Source organism: Pseudomonas sp. LBUM1672, assembly GCF_059695655.1.
Window position 1 is genome coordinate 1814483 of the sequence record NZ_CP166781.1, and the last position, 18393, is coordinate 1832875.

16 protein-coding genes are annotated in these 18393 nt (G+C 57.8%); 14 read left to right on the plus strand and 2 right to left on the minus strand.

Translation table 11 applies throughout. From position 1 onward, the window contains the following. Positions 1–799 precede the first annotated feature (799 nt). Positions 800–2089: a citrate synthase gene (gltA, locus tag ACA053_RS08170; protein WP_109628635.1), complete on the minus strand. Its 1290-nt coding sequence runs from the start codon at positions 2087–2089 to the stop codon at positions 800–802. A gap of 363 nt (positions 2090–2452) precedes the next feature. On the opposite strand from gltA, the gene sdhC reads away from it, so the two are divergent. The 12 genes from sdhC (at position 2453) to ACA053_RS08230 (ending at position 17000) form a co-directional block, all read left to right on the plus strand. Beyond that, on the plus strand, positions 2453–2827 hold the full coding sequence (sdhC, locus tag ACA053_RS08175; protein ID WP_082555868.1) for a succinate dehydrogenase, cytochrome b556 subunit: 375 nt from the start codon (positions 2453–2455) through the stop codon (positions 2825–2827). Beyond that, positions 2821–3189, plus strand: a complete 369-nt coding sequence (sdhD, locus tag ACA053_RS08180) for a succinate dehydrogenase, hydrophobic membrane anchor protein (protein WP_007945134.1) — start codon at positions 2821–2823, stop codon at positions 3187–3189. The genes sdhC and sdhD overlap by 7 nt, the downstream gene beginning before the upstream one ends. A 3-nt stretch (positions 3190–3192) precedes the next feature. Continuing rightward, complete coding sequence (sdhA, locus tag ACA053_RS08185) at positions 3193–4968, plus strand: succinate dehydrogenase flavoprotein subunit (RefSeq protein WP_008032662.1); 1776 nt, start codon at positions 3193–3195, stop codon at positions 4966–4968. A gap of 11 nt (positions 4969–4979) precedes the next feature. Next, positions 4980–5684, plus strand: coding sequence for a succinate dehydrogenase iron-sulfur subunit (locus ACA053_RS08190; protein WP_157711726.1), 705 nt, complete (start codon positions 4980–4982; stop codon positions 5682–5684). A 254-nt stretch (positions 5685–5938) separates the two neighbouring features. Beyond that, a complete protein-coding gene (locus ACA053_RS08195) occupies positions 5939–8770 on the plus strand; it encodes a 2-oxoglutarate dehydrogenase E1 component (RefSeq protein ID WP_497394948.1) in 2832 nt (943 codons plus the stop codon). Positions 8771–8812: 42 nt separating this feature from the next. Beyond that, positions 8813–10033 carry a 2-oxoglutarate dehydrogenase complex dihydrolipoyllysine-residue succinyltransferase gene (gene odhB, locus ACA053_RS08200; RefSeq protein WP_033056077.1) on the plus strand — a complete coding sequence of 407 codons (1221 nt, stop codon included), beginning with the start codon at positions 8813–8815 and terminating at the stop codon, positions 10031–10033. A 110-nt stretch (positions 10034–10143) separates the two neighbouring features. Next, on the plus strand, positions 10144–11580 hold the full coding sequence (gene lpdA, locus ACA053_RS08205; protein WP_077749772.1) for a dihydrolipoyl dehydrogenase: 1437 nt from the start codon (positions 10144–10146) through the stop codon (positions 11578–11580). Between the two features lie 200 nt (positions 11581–11780). Next, positions 11781–12947: an ADP-forming succinate--CoA ligase subunit beta gene (gene sucC, locus ACA053_RS08210; RefSeq protein WP_008148602.1), complete on the plus strand. Its 1167-nt coding sequence runs from the start codon at positions 11781–11783 to the stop codon at positions 12945–12947. Continuing rightward, the gene (sucD, locus tag ACA053_RS08215) at positions 12947–13828 is read left to right on the plus strand and encodes a succinate--CoA ligase subunit alpha (RefSeq protein ID WP_008148605.1); all 882 of its coding nucleotides are present in this window, start codon (positions 12947–12949) and stop codon (positions 13826–13828) included. The genes sucC and sucD overlap by 1 nt, the downstream gene beginning before the upstream one ends. 457 nt (positions 13829–14285) lie before the next feature. Next, positions 14286–15599 carry a branched-chain amino acid transport system II carrier protein gene (brnQ, locus tag ACA053_RS08220; RefSeq protein WP_109628637.1) on the plus strand — a complete coding sequence of 438 codons (1314 nt, stop codon included), beginning with the start codon at positions 14286–14288 and terminating at the stop codon, positions 15597–15599. A gap of 262 nt (positions 15600–15861) precedes the next feature. Further along, entirely contained in the window at positions 15862–16599 is a 738-nt protein-coding gene (locus tag ACA053_RS08225) for a DUF599 domain-containing protein (protein ID WP_109628638.1), read from the plus strand. Further along, positions 16599–17000 carry an MAPEG family protein gene (locus tag ACA053_RS08230; protein ID WP_109628639.1) on the plus strand — a complete coding sequence of 134 codons (402 nt, stop codon included), beginning with the start codon at positions 16599–16601 and terminating at the stop codon, positions 16998–17000. The genes ACA053_RS08225 and ACA053_RS08230 overlap by 1 nt, the downstream gene beginning before the upstream one ends. A gap of 67 nt (positions 17001–17067) precedes the next feature. Here the strand turns inward: ACA053_RS08230 and ACA053_RS08235 are convergent, their stop codons facing one another. Next, a complete protein-coding gene (locus tag ACA053_RS08235; protein WP_109635983.1) occupies positions 17068–17301 on the minus strand; it encodes a hypothetical protein in 234 nt (77 codons plus the stop codon). A gap of 157 nt (positions 17302–17458) precedes the next feature. On the opposite strand from ACA053_RS08235, the gene ACA053_RS08240 reads away from it, so the two are divergent. Further along, positions 17459–17935 (plus strand): PaaI family thioesterase, encoded by a 477-nt coding sequence (locus ACA053_RS08240; RefSeq protein WP_497316520.1) that lies wholly within the window; start codon positions 17459–17461, stop codon positions 17933–17935. After that, positions 17932–18384: a PaaI family thioesterase gene (locus tag ACA053_RS08245; protein WP_497316522.1), complete on the plus strand. Its 453-nt coding sequence runs from the start codon at positions 17932–17934 to the stop codon at positions 18382–18384. Before ACA053_RS08240 ends, ACA053_RS08245 begins: the two co-directional genes overlap by 4 nt. Positions 18385–18393 lie beyond the last annotated feature (9 nt).

An 18393-nucleotide genomic window follows, 5' to 3' on the forward strand; every position in this document is an offset into this window, starting at 1 on the left:
TACATGCAGCGTGTTCGACTGCGTCGAACGGCGCTGCGCGCCACTCCCCGGATGAACACCTCCACTCAGCCTCCCGAAGGGGCGGGCAGATCAAGATCAAAAGCTGAAGGCGAGCTAACGCTCGGCCTGATGAGTGGTGAGAAGCAGGTGTCGTCGATCTGCTTTATGTGGGCGTGAGCCTGCTCGCGATGGCGGCCTGACAGCCGACCAATCTCTTGCAGGTATACACCGAACCCTGTGGGAGCTGGCTTGCCTGCGAAGGCGGCTTGGTAGCCGACCTGTACTTGCGGATGTACGCAAGCTTCCCGAAGGCTTTGGCTTTGGCTTTGGCTTTGGCTTTGGCTTTGGCTTTGGCTTTGGCTTTGGCTTTGGCTTTTGACGTTGATCTTGATCTTGATCTTGATCTTTCGCCCCTTCGGCAGGCCGAGCGTAGGTGTTCATCAGGGGGTTAGGCGCGTAGCGCCGTGCGGCGAAGCCGCACACATCGAGAGGAGGTCGTCGCGAAGCAGACCGTAGGCGATGCCCCCTGATGGACACCGTAGCGAGGGAACGCGGAGCCTCAGCGAGGCGCCGTACGCCGGGGCGAAGCCTTTTGCTTACTTTTCGGCGTCTGGAAAAGTGAGTCGCTGTAAGAGCGAAACCGCCAGTAGCCGTCACCGCAGAAACGGATATGCACCCAACCCAAAACCCAGTCGGCCCACTGGCCGCTGATACCACTGAAACCACACAAACAAAAACGGCCTCTATATAAATAGAGGCCGTTCCCGGTACAACTTAAGACGTTATCGCAAGACAGGTCTTATTTGCGGTCTTCCAGCTTGGTAATGTCACGCGACTCGTAGCCAGTGTACAGCTGGCGCGGACGGCCAATCTTGTACGGGCTGGAGAGCATTTCTTTCCAGTGGGAGATCCAGCCGACAGTCCGCGCCAGAGCGAAGATCACGGTGAACATGCTGGTTGGAATGCCGATCGCCTTGAGGATGATCCCCGAGTAGAAGTCGACGTTCGGGTACAGCGAGCGTTCGATGAAGTACGGGTCGGTCAGCGCGATCTCTTCCAGGCGCATGGCCAGTTCGAGTTGCTTGTCGTGCTTGATCCCCAGTTCCTTCAACACTTCGTCGCAGGTCTGCTTCATCACGGTGGCGCGCGGGTCGCGGTTTTTGTAAACCCGGTGACCGAAGCCCATCAGCTTGAACGGATCGTTCTTGTCCTTGGCCTTGGCGATGTACTTGTCGATGTTCGACACATCGCCAATTTCATCAAGCATGGTCAGAACAGCTTCGTTCGCGCCGCCGTGGGCAGGGCCCCACAGTGCAGCGATGCCGGCGGCGATACAGGCGAACGGGTTGGCACCCGAAGAACCGGCCAGGCGTACAGTGGAAGTCGATGCGTTCTGCTCGTGGTCGGCATGGAGGATGAAAATCTTGTCCATGGCGCTGGCGAGTACCGGGCTGATCGGTTTGATCTCGCACGGGGTGTTGAACATCATGTGCAGGAAGTTTTCCGCGTACGTCAGGTCGTTGCGCGGGTACATCATGGGTTGGCCCATGGAGTACTTGTAAACCATCGCTGCCAGGGTCGGCATCTTGGCAACCAGGCGAATCGCGGATATTTCGCGATGCTGCGGGTTATTGATGTCCAGGGAGTCGTGGTAGAAGGCCGAGAGGGCGCCGACTACACCGCACATGACGGCCATTGGGTGGGCGTCGCGACGGAAGCCGTTGAAGAAGGTCTTCAGCTGCTCGTGAACCATGGTGTGGTTCTTCACGGTGCTGACGAACTGGGCCTTCTGTTCTGCGGTCGGCAATTCGCCGTTGAGCAGCAGATAGCAGGTTTCCAGGTAGTCCGATTTTTCAGCCAGCTGTTCGATCGGGTAACCGCGGTGCAGCAGAATGCCGTTGTCGCCGTCGATATAGGTGATCTTCGACTCGCAGGAAGCTGTCGACATGAAACCAGGGTCAAAGGTGAAACGGCCCGTGGCCGTCAGGCCCCGAACATCGATTACATCGGGACCAACGGTGCCGGTTAAAATGGGCAGCTCGACGGGGGCTGCGCCCTCGATGATCAACTGCGCTTTTTTGTCAGCCATGTGGCCTCCTATTTATGCTTGAAATCATCAGACAGACCCCCCACGCAGGGCCCGCACCACTATAGTGAGATAAATTCGAATGTCAATTTGCCTAAAGTCTTGCTCCAGAAGGCTTTAACCGGACTTTTTCCTCGAAATTGACTGCCATTTACGCCTTTTATCCAACTTGTGCAATGAGCTATTAGGGGAAGGTGAACGCGTTGTCATTAGTAGCCTAACTGTCTATACTCGGCCTCCGACCGCCAGGGGCTTTTGGGCCTGCTTTACTGGGGGTCGCACTCCCTGGGTGGTGGGTACCTGACCAGTGCACTCCCCAACAACTTTGCCCTGATTGTTAGGGGCTCTTCAGTGTGAAAAAAAGCCGTGAATAGCCAACGACCTGTAAACCTAGACCTAAGGACCATCAAACTCCCAGTCACTGCTTACACGTCCATTCTTCACCGAATCTCCGGAATCATTCTCTTCGTCAGCCTGGCCATCATGCTTTATGCATTGGACAAGTCGCTCGACTCGGAAGAAGGCTTCGGTCAGGTGAAAGCGTGTCTGACCAGTCCGCTAGCCAAGCTAGTGATTTGGGGCATCCTGTCCGCCTTGCTGTATCACCTGGTTGCCGGTGTGCGCCATTTGATGATGGACATGGGCATCGGCGAGTCGCTTGAAGGCGGCAAACTGGGCTCGAAAATCGTTATCGCCGTTTCCGTGGTGGTAATCGTTCTGGCAGGAGTCTGGATATGGTAACTAACGTCACGAACCTGTCGCGTTCGGGCCTCTATGACTGGATGGCACAACGTGTGTCTGCGGTCGTTCTCGCGGCTTATTTCATTTTCCTGATCGGATACGTCGTCGCCAACCCTGGCATCGGCTACGCCCAATGGCATGAACTGTTCGCAAGCAACTGGATGCGTATTTTCAGTCTCCTGGCCCTCGTTGCCCTCGGCGCTCACGCCTGGGTCGGCATGTGGACCATCGCGACCGACTACCTGACGCCAATGGCGTTCGGCAAGTCCGCGACTGCAATACGTTTCCTTTTCCAGGCAGTATGCGGCGTTGCGATGTTCGCTTACTTCGTCTGGGGTGTGCAGATTCTCTGGGGTATCTGATTCATGTCTACTACCGTTAATACGCTTTCGTTCGACGCCATCATCATTGGCGGCGGCGGTGCTGGCATGCGCGCTGCGCTGCAGCTGGCACAAGGTGGTCACAAGACTGCCGTGGTTACCAAGGTTTTCCCGACTCGTTCGCACACTGTATCCGCCCAGGGTGGCATCACCTGCGCCATCGCCTCGGCTGATCCGAACGATGACTGGCGCTGGCACATGTACGATACCGTCAAGGGTTCCGACTACATCGGTGACCAGGACGCTATCGAATACATGTGTTCCGTAGGCCCGGAAGCTGTTTTCGAACTTGAGCACATGGGCTTGCCGTTCTCCCGTACCGAGCAGGGCCGCATCTATCAGCGTCCGTTCGGCGGTCAGTCGAAAGACTTCGGTAAAGGTGGCCAGGCTGCACGTACGTGCGCCGCTGCCGACCGTACTGGTCACGCGCTGCTGCACACCCTGTACCAGGCCAACCTGAAGGCCGGCACCGTATTCCTCAACGAATACTACGGCGTCGACCTGGTGAAGAACGAAGATGGTGCCTTTGTCGGCATGATCGTCATCTGCATCGAAACTGGCGAAACTTCCTACGTCCGCGCTAACGCCACCGTACTGGCGACTGGCGGTGCAGGTCGTATCTACTCGTCCACCACCAATGCCCTGATCAACACCGGTGACGGCGTCGGCATGGCCCTGCGTGCTGGCGTGCCGGTACAAGACATTGAAATGTGGCAGTTCCACCCGACCGGCATCGCCGGCGCTGGTGTGCTGGTTACTGAAGGTTGCCGCGGTGAAGGCGGTTACCTGATCAACAAGCACGGCGAGCGTTTCATGGAGCGTTATGCTCCGAACGCCAAAGACCTGGCTGGTCGTGACGTTGTTGCTCGCTCGATGGTTAAAGAAATCATCGCCGGCAACGGTTGCGGTCCGGATGGCGACCACGTAATGCTGAAACTCGATCACCTCGGTGAAGAAGTTCTGCACAGCCGTCTGCCAGGCATCATGGAACTGTCCAAGACCTTCGCCCACGTCGATCCAGCCGTGGCGCCGATTCCGGTCGTTCCAACCTGCCACTATATGATGGGCGGCGTAGCCACCAACATTCATGGCCAGGCAATCACCCAGGACGCCGACGGCGTCGACCAGATCATTCCTGGTCTGTTCGCAGTGGGCGAAGTGGCGTGCGTATCGGTTCACGGTGCCAACCGTCTGGGCGGCAACTCGCTGCTCGACCTGGTGGTATTCGGCCGTGCGGCCGGCCTGTTCCTGGAGCAGACCCTGAAAGAAGGCGTTGATTACGCCCGTCCTCGCCAGTCCGACATCGACGCAGCCCTGGCTCGTCTCGATGGCCTGAACTCGCGTACCGAAGGCGAAGACGTCGCCACCCTGCGTAAAGAGCTGCAAAGCTGCATGCAGAACTACTTCGGTGTATTCCGTACCGGCGAATACATGCAGAAGGGTATTGCCCAGCTGGCTGATCTGCGTGGCCGTATCGCCAACGTCAAGATCAACGACAAGAGCCAGGCGTTCAACACCGCTCGAATCGAAGCCCTGGAACTGCAGAACCTGCTGGAAGTGGCCGAAGCCACTGCCATCGCTGCAGAGATCCGCAAAGAGTCCCGCGGCGCTCACGCCCGTGAAGACTACGAAGATCGCGACGACGAAAACTGGCTGTGCCACACCCTGTACTTCCCGGGTGACAAGCGCGTGACCAAGCGTGCTGTGAACTTCTCGCCGAAGACTGTTCCGACTTTTGAACCTAAGATTCGGACTTATTAAGGGTGGCCGCCATGTTGCAAGTCAGTGTTTATCGCTACAACCCTGATCAGGACGCTGCGCCGTTCATGCAGGAATTCCAGGTCGACACCGGTGGTAAAGACCTGATGGTGCTGGACGTGCTGGCCCTGATCAAAGAGCAGGACGAAGGTTTCTCCTATCGTCGCTCTTGCCGTGAAGGTGTTTGCGGTTCCGACGGCATGAACATCAACGGCAAAAACGGCCTGGCGTGTGTCACGCCGCTGTCTTCTGTCGTAAAAGGTAACAAGCTGATCGTTCGTCCGTTGCCAGGTTTGCCGGTTATCCGTGACCTGGTCGTCGATATGAGCATCTTCTACAAGCAATACGAGAAGGTTAAGCCATTCCTGCAGAACGACACGCCGGCTCCGGCCATCGAACGTCTGCAGACTCCTGAAGAGCGTGAAAAGCTCGACGGTCTGTACGAGTGCATCCTGTGCGCTTGCTGCTCGACCTCTTGCCCGTCCTTCTGGTGGAACCCGGACAAGTTCCTGGGTCCAGCTGCCCTGCTGCAAGCGTACCGCTTCCTGGCAGACAGCCGCGACACCAAGACTGCCGAGCGTCTGGCTTCACTGGATGACCCGTTCAGCGTATTCCGCTGCCGCGGGATCATGAACTGCGTCAACGTCTGTCCGAAAGGCCTGAACCCGACTAAGGCCATCGGTCACGTACGTAACATGCTGCTGCAAAGCGGCGTGTGATTCAGAAGGCAGGACCGCTGTACCCGTAGATGCTACGGCGCAGGCTTCAACCGGCGCCGTAGTTTTAACCTGAGCAGCAGCTTATAAGGCTGCGGCTCTTATTTTGAAGAAATGAGACAAGCAGGGGCATCCGGGCTGGTACCCGGACTATCAGCGTGATCCTAAGTGGCTTGTTTTGGTCGCTGCATTCGGACTTCTGCAAGTTTGCTCGGTGTCGACGCCGGTGGTGTTCCCCTAACCGAGGGTGACCAAGCATGCAAGAAAGCGTGATGCAGCGCATGTGGAACAGCGCCTACCTATCCGGTAGTAACGCTGCCTATGTGGAAGAGCTTTATGAGCTCTACCTGCACGACCCTAACGCTGTGCCAGAAGAGTGGCGCACCTACTTTCAGAAGTTGCCGGCTGACGGCAACCCTGCCACCGATGTTTCGCACTCCACAATTCGCGATCATTTCGTGCTGCTGGCAAAGAACCAGCGCCGCGCCCAACCGGTTTCCGCCGGCAGCGTGAGCAGTGAGCACGAGAAGAAGCAAGTTGAAGTGCTGCGATTGATCCAGGCCTACCGTATGCGTGGCCACCAGGCAGCCCAGCTTGACCCGCTGGGGCTGTGGCAGCGTCCTGCACCTGCAGACCTGTCGATCAATCATTACGGCTTGACCAATGCCGATCTTGATACGACCTTCCGTGCCGGCGACCTGTTCATCGGCAAAGAGGAGGCGAGCCTACGCGAAATTCACGAAGCGTTGCAGCAGACATATTGCCGCACCATCGGCGCTGAATTTACGCACATCACCGATTCCGAGCAGCGCCAGTGGTTCCAGCAGCGTCTGGAAAGCGTGCGTGGTCGCCCGACGTATTCCGCCGACATCAAGAGCCACTTGCTTGAGCGTGTTACTGCCGGCGAAGGTCTGGAAAAATACCTGGGCACCAAATACCCGGGCACCAAGCGTTTCGGTCTGGAAGGCGGCGAGAGCCTGATTCCGATGCTCGACGAACTGATCCAGCGTTCCGGTTCCTACGGCACCAAGGAAATCGTCATTGGCATGGCCCACCGTGGCCGTCTGAACGTGCTGGTCAACACCTTCGGCAAGAACCCGCGCGAGCTGTTCGACGAGTTCGAAGGCAAGAAGAAGGTCGAGCTGGGTTCCGGTGACGTTAAATATCACCAGGGCTTCTCGTCCAACGTCATGACCACCGGCGGTGAAGTTCACCTCGCGATGGCCTTCAACCCGTCTCACCTGGAAATCGTATCTCCAGTGGTCGAGGGTTCGGTTCGCGCCCGTCAGGATCGTCGTAACGACCCTACCGGCGAGAAGGTTCTGCCGATCTCCATCCACGGTGACGCGGCATTCGCCGGTCAGGGCGTGGTGATGGAAACCTTCCAGATGTCGCAGACCCGCGGTTTCAAGACCGGCGGCACTGTGCACATCGTGATCAACAACCAGGTTGGTTTCACCATCAGCAACCCGCTGGACTCGCGTTCCACCGAGTACGCGACCGACGTTGCGAAAATGATCCAGGCGCCGATCCTCCATGTGAATGGTGATGATCCGGAAGCCGTTTTGTTCGTGACCCAGCTGGCCATCGATTACCGCATGCAGTTCAAGCGTGACGTGGTGATCGACCTGGTCTGCTACCGTCGTCGCGGCCACAACGAGGCCGACGAGCCAAGCGGCACCCAGCCGATCATGTATCAGCAGATCACCAAACAGCGCACCACCCGTGAGCAGTATGCCGATCGTCTGACCCAGGGCGGCGTACTTGACGCAGAGCGTGTTCAGGCGAAAGTCGACGAATACCGCAACGCGCTGGACAACGGTCTGCATGTTGTAAAAAGCCTGGTCAAAGAGCCGAACAAAGAGTTGTTCGTGGACTGGCGTCCGTATCTGGGCCACGCCTGGACCGCACGTCATGACACCCGCTTCGACCTGAAAACCTTGCAGGAACTGTCCGCCAAGCTGCTGGAAATTCCGGAAGGCTTCGTGGTTCAGCGCCAGGTCTCGAAAATCTACGAAGACCGTCAGAAGATGCAAGCCGGCGGCCTGCCGATCAACTGGGGTTACGCTGAAACCATGGCGTACGCGACCCTGGCGTTCGAAGGTCACCCGATTCGCATGACGGGTCAGGACATCGGTCGCGGTACGTTCTCGCACCGTCACGCTGTCTTGCACAACCAGAAAGACGCGGGAACCTACGTTCCGCTGCAAAACCTGTACAAGGGCCAGCCGCGTTTCGACCTGTACGATTCGTTCCTGTCCGAAGAAGCCGTGCTGGCGTTCGAATACGGTTACTCGACCACCACGCCTGAGGCGCTGGTGATCTGGGAAGCCCAGTTCGGCGACTTCGCCAACGGTGCCCAGGTGGTTATCGACCAGTTCATCACCAGTGGCGAGCACAAGTGGGGCCGTCTCTGCGGTCTGACCATGCTGCTGCCGCACGGTTACGAAGGTCAGGGGCCGGAGCACTCGTCGGCACGTCTGGAGCGTTACCTGCAACTGTGCGCCGAGCACAACATTCAGGTGGCTGTACCGACTACCCCGGCGCAGATCTATCACTTGCTGCGCCGTCAGGTGATTCGCCCGCTGCGCAAGCCATTGATCGTTCTGACTCCGAAGTCGCTGCTGCGTCACAAACTGGCCGTATCGACCCTGGAAGATCTGGCCGAAGGTTCGTTCCAGACCGTGATCCCGGAAATCGATGCACTGGACCCGAAAAAGGTCGAGCGCGTTGTTCTGTGTAGCGGCAAGGTCTACTACGACCTGCTGGAAAAACGTCGTGCCGAAGGTCGTGATGACATCGCCATCGTGCGTATCGAGCAGCTGTACCCATTCCCTGAGGACGACTTGAACGAAGTCCTGGCTCCGTACACCAACCTCAAACATATCGTTTGGTGTCAGGAAGAGCCGATGAACCAGGGTGCCTGGTACTGCAGCCAGCATCACATGCGCCGCATCGTTGGCAATCACAACAAGTCGCTCGTACTCGAATACGCCGGCCGTGATGCTTCTGCTGCACCTGCTTGTGGTTATGCATCGATGCACGCTGAGCAGCAGGAAAAACTGCTGCAAGACGCCTTTACTGTTTAACGCCTTCGCGCACCTGAAACCGAATTTAAGGACTCACAGATAATGGCTATCGAAATCAAAGCCCCCACTTTCCCGGAATCGGTTGCCGATGGCACCGTTGCCACCTGGCACAAACAACCGGGCGACGCTGTAAAGCGTGACGACCTGATCGTCGACATCGAAACCGACAAGGTTGTGCTGGAAGTGTTGGCTACCGCCGACGGTGTGCTGGGCGCTATCGTCAAGAACGAAGGCGACACCGTTCTGTCCGACGAAGTCCTGGGCTCCATCGAAGCGGGCGGCGCTGCTGCCGCCCCAGCTGCTGCCGCTGCTCCGGCCGCCGCACAAGCTGCTGCTCCAGCCGCTGAAGGCGAAGACGATCCTGTTGCTGCACCGGCTGCTCGCAAGCTGGCTGAAGAAAACGGCATCAACATCGCCTCCGTTGCCGGCACTGGCAAAGGCGGTCGTGTGACCAAGGAAGACGTGGTTGCAGCCGTTGCTGCCAAGAAAGCCGCTCCGGCTGCCGCGCCTGCCAAGGCTGCAGCCCCGGCTGCCGCTGCTCCTGTGTTTGCCGCTGGCGACCGCATCGAGAAGCGCGTTCCAATGACCCGCGTTCGCGCTACCGTGGCCAAGCGCCTGGTAGAAGCGCAGTCGAACATGGCGATGCTGACCACCTTCAACGAAGTCGACATGACTGAAGTCATGGCCCTGCGTTCGAAGTACAAGGACCTGTTCGAGAAGTCCCACAACGGCGTACGCCTGGGCTTCATGTCGTTCTTCGTCAAGGCTGCCACCGAAGCGCTGAAACGCTTCCCGGCTGTCAACGCGTCGATCGACGGTGCCGACATCGTTTACCACGGCTACGCTGACGTCGGTGTGGCTGTTTCCAGCGACCGCGGCCTGGTTGTACCGGTTCTGCGTAACGCCGAACTGATGAGCCTGGCTGAAATCGAAGGCGGCATCGCCACCTTCGGCAAGAAGGCTCGCGACGGCAAACTGTCGATGGACGAAATGACCGGCGGTACGTTCACCATCACCAACGGTGGTACCTTCGGTTCGATGATGTCGACCCCGATCGTCAACCCGCCACAAGCGGCCATCCTGGGCATGCACAACATTCTGCAGCGTCCTATGGCGATCAACGGTCAGGTCGTAATCCGTCCGATGATGTACCTGGCTCTGTCCTACGATCACCGTCTGATCGATGGCAAAGAAGCTGTGACCTTCCTGGTTACCATCAAGAACCTGCTGGAAGACCCGGCTCGTTTGCTGCTGGATATCTGATTTCGTTGCACGGGCCGGCCAGTGATGGGCGGCCCTCCTGTAATGACCAGCTTCGTCCCACGACAATCCCCAAAAGGGATAGTCCGGTTTGATTCGAGAAGGAATGACACATGACTCAGAAATTCGACGTGGTAGTGATTGGCGCGGGCCCTGGCGGTTACGTGGCTGCCATTAAAGCAGCGCAACTGGGCCTCTCCACTGCCTGCATCGAGAAATACACCGACAAGGAAGGCAAACTGGCCCTCGGCGGTACTTGCCTGAACGTCGGCTGCATTCCATCCAAGGCGCTGCTGGACAGCTCCTGGAAATACAAGGAAGCCAAAGAAGGCTTCGCCATCCACGGTATCAATCACGCTGGCGTGACCATGGACGTGGCGGCAATGGTTGGCCGTAAAGCCAACATCGTCAAAGGCCTGACCTCTGGCGTTGCTACCCTGTTCAAGGCGAACGGCGTTACTTCCCTGCAAGGCCACGGCAAACTGCTGGCCGGCAAGAAAGTCGAACTGACCAAGCCGGACGGCACCGTCGAAATCATCGAAGCCGAGAACGTGATTCTGGCTTCGGGTTCGCGTCCTATCGACATTCCACCGGCTCCGGTTGACCAGAACGTGATTGTCGATTCGACCGGCGCTCTGGAATTCCAATCCGTACCTAAGCGTCTGGGCGTGATCGGCGCTGGCGTCATCGGTCTGGAACTGGGTTCGGTGTGGTCGCGTCTGGGTTCGCAAGTGGTTGTCCTGGAAGCGCTGGAGAAGTTCCTGCCAGCCGCTGACGAAGCCGTTTCCAAGGAAGCCTTCAAGACCCTGACCAAACAAGGTCTGGACATCAAGCTGGGCGCTCGCGTCACCGGTTCCAAAGTGAACGGCGACGAAGTCGTTGTGAACTACACCGATGCCAACGGCGAACAGAACATCACCTTCGACAAGCTGATCGTTGCCGTTGGTCGCCGTCCAGTGACCACCGAACTGTTGGCTGCCGACAGCGGTGTGAACATCGACGAGCGCGGTTTCGTATTCGTTGACGACCAGTGCGCCACCAGCGTGCCGGGCGTTTACGCGATCGGTGACGTGGTTCGCGGCATGATGCTGGCGCACAAGGCGTCCGAAGAAGGCATCATGGTGGTTGAGCGCATCAAGGGCCACAAAGCCCAAATCAACTATGACCTGATCCCGTCTGTTATTTATACTCACCCGGAAATCGCGTGGGTCGGTAAAACCGAGCAGGTCTTGAAGGCTGAAGGCGTTGAAGTTAACGTTGGCACCTTCCCGTTCGCAGCCAGTGGCCGTGCCATGGCAGCCAACGACACCGGCGGTTTCGTCAAAGTCATTGCCGATGCCAAGACTGACCGCGTATTGGGCGTCCACGTGATTGGCCCGAGCGCTGCAGAACTGGTTCAGCAGGGCGCGATCGGCATGGAATTCGGCACCAGCGCTGAAGACCTGGGCATGATGGTTTTCTCCCATCCGACCCTGTCTGAAGCCTTGCACGAAGCAGCTTTGGCTGTGAATGGCGGCGCCATCCACATTGCCAACCGCAAGAAGCGTTAAGACAAGACAATAAGAAACCACGGCGGAAGGCCCGTCGTGAGCCTTGCGTGCAAGACTCACCGCGGAATGTCCGCCGGACGCAGCCTTGCGTAGGCTCACCGGTTATCCGGAACACGTACGCAAGCAGCAGTCACAGGTGGTGCGGCACTTGAACAAGTGCAGCACCGAATGCGCAGTACCTAACGAAGACGGTAATAAGCATGAATCTTCACGAGTATCAGGGTAAGCAGCTGTTCGCTGAATACGGCCTGCCAGTATCCCAGGGTTTCGCCGTAGACACCCCGGAAGCAGCAGCAGAAGCGTGCGACAAAATCGGCGGGACCGAATGGGTTGTCAAAGCCCAGGTTCACGCAGGTGGTCGCGGTAAAGCGGGCGGCGTAAAGCTGGTTCGCAGCAAAGAAGACGCCAAGGCCTTCGCACAGCAGTGGCTGGGCAAGCGTCTGGTGACTTACCAGACTGACGCCAACGGCCAGCCAGTCACCAAGATCCTGGTTGAATCGTGCACTGATATCGCTAAAGAGCTGTACCTGGGCGCTGTCGTTGACCGTTCGAGCCGTCGCATCGTGTTCATGGCTTCCACCGAAGGTGGCGTGGACATCGAGAAAATCGCTCACGACACACCAGAAAAAATTCTGAAAGCCACTATCGATCCACTGGTTGGCGCTCAGCCATTCCAGGGTCGCGAGCTGGCATTCCAGCTGGGTCTGGAAGGCAAGCAAGTTGCTCAGTTCGCCAAGATCTTCGTAGGTCTGGCCAAGCTGTTCAAGGATCACGACCTGGCTCTGCTGGAAGTGAACCCGCTGGTGATCAAGGCTGACGGCGATCTGCATTGCCTCGACGCCAAGATCAACATCGACGCCAACGCCATGTACCGTCAGCCTAAGCTGAAGACTTTCCACGATCCGTCGCAAGACGATCCGCGCGAAGCGCACGCTGCCAAGTTCGAACTGAACTATGTAGCGCTGGAAGGCAACATCGGTTGCATGGTCAACGGTGCTGGCCTGGCCATGGGTACCATGGACATCGTCAACCTGCATGGCGGCAAACCAGCCAACTTCCTCGACGTGGGCGGCGGTGCTACCAAAGAACGCGTTACCGAAGCGTTCAAGATCATCCTGTCCGACACTAACGTCGCTGCAGTACTGGTCAACATCTTCGGCGGCATCGTTCGTTGCGACATGATTGCCGAAGGCATCATTGGCGCCGTGAAAGAAGTCGGCGTGAAAATCCCGGTTGTTGTTCGCCTTGAAGGCAACAACGCTGAGCTGGGCGCTAAAGTACTGGCAGAAAGCGGTTTGAACATCATCGCTGCTACCAGCCTGACCGACGCTGCTCAACAAGTCGTTAAAGCTGCGGAGGGCAAATAATGAGCGTCCTGATCAATAAAGACACCAAAGTTATCTGCCAGGGTATTACCGGTTCGCAAGGTAGTTTCCACACCCAGCAAGCCATCGAATACGGCACCAAGATGGTTGGCGGCGTAACTCCTGGCAAAGGCGGCACCGAGCACCTGGGCCTGCCAGTGTTCAACACCGTGAAAGATGCTGTAGCTGCCACTGGCGCCACCGCCAGCGTGATCTATGTTCCAGCTCCTTTCTGCAAGGACTCCATCCTGGAAGCAGCATTCGGCGGCATCAAGCTGATCGTTTGCATCACTGAAGGCATTCCTACCCTGGACATGCTGGATGCCAAGGTCAAGTGCGACGAACTGGGCGTAGTCCTGATCGGTCCTAACTGCCCAGGCGTGATCACTCCAGGTGAATGCAAGATCGGCATCATGCCAGGTCACATTCACTTGCCAGGCAAGGTCGGTATCGTTTCCCGTTCCGGCACCCTGACCTACGAAGCTGTTAAGCAGACCACTGACGCCGGTTTCGGTCAGTCGACTTGCGTCGGCATCGGCGGTGACCCGATCCCGGGTTCGAACTTCATCGACATCCTGAAGCTGTTCCAGGAAGACCCGAAGACCGAAGCGATCGTAATGATCGGTGAGATCGGCGGTTCGGCTGAAGAAGAAGCGGCTGCCTACATCAAGGCACACGTGACCAAGCCGGTTGTTTCCTACATCGCTGGTGTGACTGCCCCTGCGGGCAAGCGCATGGGCCATGCTGGCGCAATCATCTCTGGCGGCAAAGGCACTGCAGACGAGAAGTTTGCTGCCCTGGAAGACGCAGGCGTTAAAACCGTGCGTTCGCTGGCAGACATCGGCAAGGCTTTGTCCGAGCTGACCGGTTGGGCGATCAAGTAAGCCTCGCGCTTACCTGACGCTTCACCAAACAAAGGCCACCTTCGGGTGGCCTTTGTCGTTTCTGGAGATTGTGATGGGCCGTTGTGGCGAGGGGATTTATCCCCGTTCGACTGCGCGGCAGTCGTAAAACCATTGTATGCGGTGCATCTGATACACCTCGAATGCAGGTTTTGGGGCCGCTTCGCGACCCAACGGGGATAAATCCCCTCGCCACGGGGTTCTGTGCAAGTAAATAAAATATGTAAACGCGACACAGAAATGTCGCGTATCGGATAGATCGCCCCTTAACAGTGCGTTTGTCGGGCAAATTCGTTAGGCTAGCCGCCATTTTTGCGTTTGCGTCCCACAAGGAAGCGTCGCGCTAAACGGGTCAGTCCTATACGGACCGACAGCATTTCCCTCACCCCTCAGGGAAATCCCTCTCTAAATTCCGATTCAGTAGTGTGGTATTTCCTTAATGAAAGTGTTGAAAGGCCAGGACATCCTGGCACTTGGTTTTATGACGTTTGCCCTGTTTGTCGGGGCTGGCAACATCATCTTCCCGCCTATCGTCGGCTTACAGTCCGGGCCCAATGTCTGGATGGCGGCACTGGGCTTTCTGATCACAGCGGTCGGTCTGCCGGTCATCACGGTGGTTGCACTGGCCAAGGTCGGCGGCGCGATGGATGCGCTGAGCAGCCCGATCGGCAAAGTCGCCGGCGGTTTGCTGGCTGCGGCGTGTTACCTCGCGGTTGGCCCGTTGTTCGCCACGCCGCGCACCGCAACCGTGTCGTTCGAAGTGGGCCTGGCGCCGCTGACCGGCGAAAGCCCGTTGGCGCTGTTCCTCTACAGCTCGGTGTACTTCCTGCTGGTGTTCTTCATTTCGCTGTATCCGGGCCGTTTGCTGGATACCGTGGGACGTTTCCTCGCGCCGCTGAAGATCATCGCCCTGGCCGCCCTCGGCATCGCCGCGTTCGCACTGCCGGCCGGCGATATTGGCGTGGCCACGCCTGAGTATGTCGCGGCACCGTTCTCCCAGGGGTTCATCAATGGTTACCTGACCATGGATACCCTTGGCGCGCTGGTGTTCGGCATCGTCATCGTCAACGCGATCCGCTCCCGTGGCGTCGAGTCTCCAGCGCTGATCACCCGTTACGCGATCATCGCCGGTTTGATCGCTGGCGTGGGCCTGGCGCTGGTGTACGTCAGCCTGTTCCGGCTGGGTTCCGGCAGCCATGAAGTGGCGGCGGGTGCAACCAACGGCGCCGCGGTGCTGCACGCTTATGTTCAGCATACCTTCGGTTCGTTGGGCAGCGGCTTCCTGGCGGTGCTGATCTCCCTGGCCTGTCTGGTCACGGCGGTCGGTCTGACCTGCGCTTGCGCTGAATACTTCAGCCGTGTGCTGCCGTTGTCTTACAAGACATTGGTCATCATCCTCGCCGCATTCTCCCTGCTGGTGTCCAACCTGGGCCTCACCAATCTGATTGCGTTCTCGATCCCGGTGCTGACCGCGATTTACCCACCGTGCATCGCCCTGGTAGCGCTGAGCTTCTGCAAGGACTTCTGGCATGAACAGGGCCGTATCGTTGGCCCGGTGATGCTGGTGTCGTTCATCTTCGGCATGATCGATGCGCTCAAGGGCGCGGGTCTGGCGGACTGGATGCCGACTCAGCTGTCCCACTTGCCACTGAGCGAGCAGGGCCTGGCGTGGCTGGTGCCGTCGGTGATGACCCTGGTGGTTGCGGTGGTGTGCGACCGTCTGCTGGGCAAGCGCGAAGAAGCGCTGGCTTAAGCGGCTTCATGGCCCGCCACAAGCGGGTCTTGAGCCTCTACAGAAATGCCCCGTATCAATCGATACGGGGCATTTTTTATGCGCGTGATGCGGTGTCTTTTTTTGTCAGCTAACGTCGAAACACTGCAAATCCCCTGTGGGAGCGGGCTTGCTCGCGAGGCGGTGGGTCAGTCGACATCAATGTTGAATGATAAGCCGTCTTCGCGAGCAAGCCCGCTCCCACAGGGTTTCGGTGTACCGATCTCACATCACAAGGACCTGCATGTCGTTCATCCACGCCAACATCATCCACATCCTCGCCGCCGTCTGGTTTGTCATCTGCTGGGGTGGTTACACCCGATACGCCTCGTGGAAAGGCCGCGACACCGCGTGCCTGGCCAGTGTGCTGCACTTGTACCGTGAAGACTGGATGCGCCGTATGCTGCTGCGCGATAACCGCATCGCCGACGCCAGCGTGGTCGGCAATCTGGAGCGCAACGCCTCGTTCTTTGCTTCCAGCACGCTGATTATCCTGGCCGGTATTCTTACGGTGCTCGGCGCGTCCGAACGGGCCGTGTCGTTGCTGGCGGATATTCCGATGGTGCAGCAGGCGTCGCAAGGCATGTCCGAGATCAAGTTGCTGTGTCTGGCGCTGGTGTTTGTCTACGCGTTCTTCACCTTCAGTTGGTGCATGCGCCAGTACAACTTCGCCGCCATTTTGATCGGGTCGGCGCCAATGGTTGGCGAGCGCCACGTGTCTGAACAAGAGCGCAAAGCCTTTGCGGCCCGCGCGGCCCGGGTTATTTCCATGGCCGCCAACCAGTTCAACTTTGGCCTGCGTTCTTACTACTTCGGCATGACCATGCTGGCCTGGTTTGTCAGCCCGTGGCTGTTCATGTTGATGAGTGCCGGCGTGGTGCTGGTGTTGTATCGCCGGGAGTTTCATTCCGACGTTCTCGATGTGATGGTCTATACCCCTACAGAGGCGCCATTGCCCGAAGCCAACAAAGAGGCCGCTTGATGAGTATTCCGTTCTGGTGCGTGTTTATCAGCGCCTTGCTGATTTACGTGGCAAAGATTCCGGTGGCCAAGGCCATGAAAGAGCAGGGCGGTTACGACAATCACCTGCCGCGTCAGCAACAAGCGCAACTCACCGGTTTTGGCGCCCGCGCGGTGGCGGCTCATCAAAACTGCTTCGAGGCATTCATATTATTTGCGGTGGGAGTGTTGATGGCGCACACCACGCAAACGGCCGGGTGGCTGATCGATTCGCTGGCAATCATCTTCGTGATCACCCGGATCATTTATTTGCTGTGCTATTGGGCAGATCTTGCCTGGCAGCGGAGTCTGGTGTGGTTCATCGGACTAGTGTGTTCGTTGCTGCTGATGATTAGTCCGACTTTTAGAACTATTTTGCTCTAGCGGGACAAATCACAGGCAAAAGAAAACCCGCACTTGGCGGGTTTTCTTTATCACGCTAAAAACTGTTTTAGTTTTTAGGTGCTTCTTTTGCTGCCGCTGCATCCGATTCAGCCTGAGCTTTGGCGGCTTCGGCGTTTTCTTTCGCAGCGTCGTTCACTTTATCCTGAGCTTTGTTCATGTCTTGCTGAGCTTGCTCGGCATGTTGGTTAGCATCTTGAGCTTTGTCCTCGGATTTTTTATCGCAAGCAGCGAGACCGAGGGAAGCGGTCAACATCAAGGCAATAGCTAAAGTCTTACGCATGGGGTGTATCTCCTTATGGAAAATATCTACTGGCCTTTCGAGCACAGCCATCAGGGTTAAGTTCCTCAATTCGTTCAGATATATAAGATTATTCCCACGGGAACTTTTACGAATACGCTGAATACGATTTTCGAGTACTAAAAAGAGTGTTTATCACATGGCCGAAAACCCCGTTTTTGAGCGCGCGACGCGATTTCTTTCCGCGCTCAGGCATTGTCAGGTATTGGGTTTGCGCGTTCACAGCGCCAGCAGCGACGGACTGACGGTCATCCTGCCGTACAGCCCGCAAATCGTAGGCAATCCGCGAACCGGGGTGATCCATGGCGGGGCGCTGACCTCACTGATGGACACCGCCTGCGGCATGTCGACCCTCTGCGTCCTGCCCGAATTTGAAGTCTGCCCGACCCTCGATTTGCGCATCGACTACATGCACGCCGCCGAGCCTCACAAGGATGTCTACGGTTTCGCCCAATGCTACCGGGTGACCACCGACGTGATCTTCGCCCGCGGCTTTGCCTACCAGGACGATCCCGAGCAGCCGATCGCCCATGTCGTCGGCACATTCATGCGCATGGGCAAGGCCGTCAAAGGCACCAAGGGTTTTGGCGGTGCGATCGCCGGAGGTGCGAAATGACTGACACGTTCAAGGAACAACTTCAGCAGGCCCACGAGCAGGGCGATTACGCCTCGCTGCTGCATTTGCTTCCCTACGCCAAACTGATCGGCGTCGAGTGTTCGCGTGTCGGGGATGAGTTGCTGTTTCGCCTGCCGGCCAACAAGGACAACATTGGTAACCCTTTGCTGCCCGCCATCCACGGTGGGGTGATCGCCGGGTTCATGGAGCTGTCCGCAGCGCTGCACCTGCTGATTTTCACCGGTTCGCCCGGTGTGCCGAAGATCATCGACTTCTCCCTCGACTACCTGCGAGCCGGGCAGTTTCGCGACACCTGGGCCAAATGTCAGGTTTGCCGCCAGGGCCGGCGCGTGGCAAACGTGGCGATTACGGCCTGGCAAACCACCGAAGGCGAACCGATTGCCACGGCCCGCGGCCATTTCAAAATTGAAGAGCCCTTGAAATCCTGAACTCAGCCC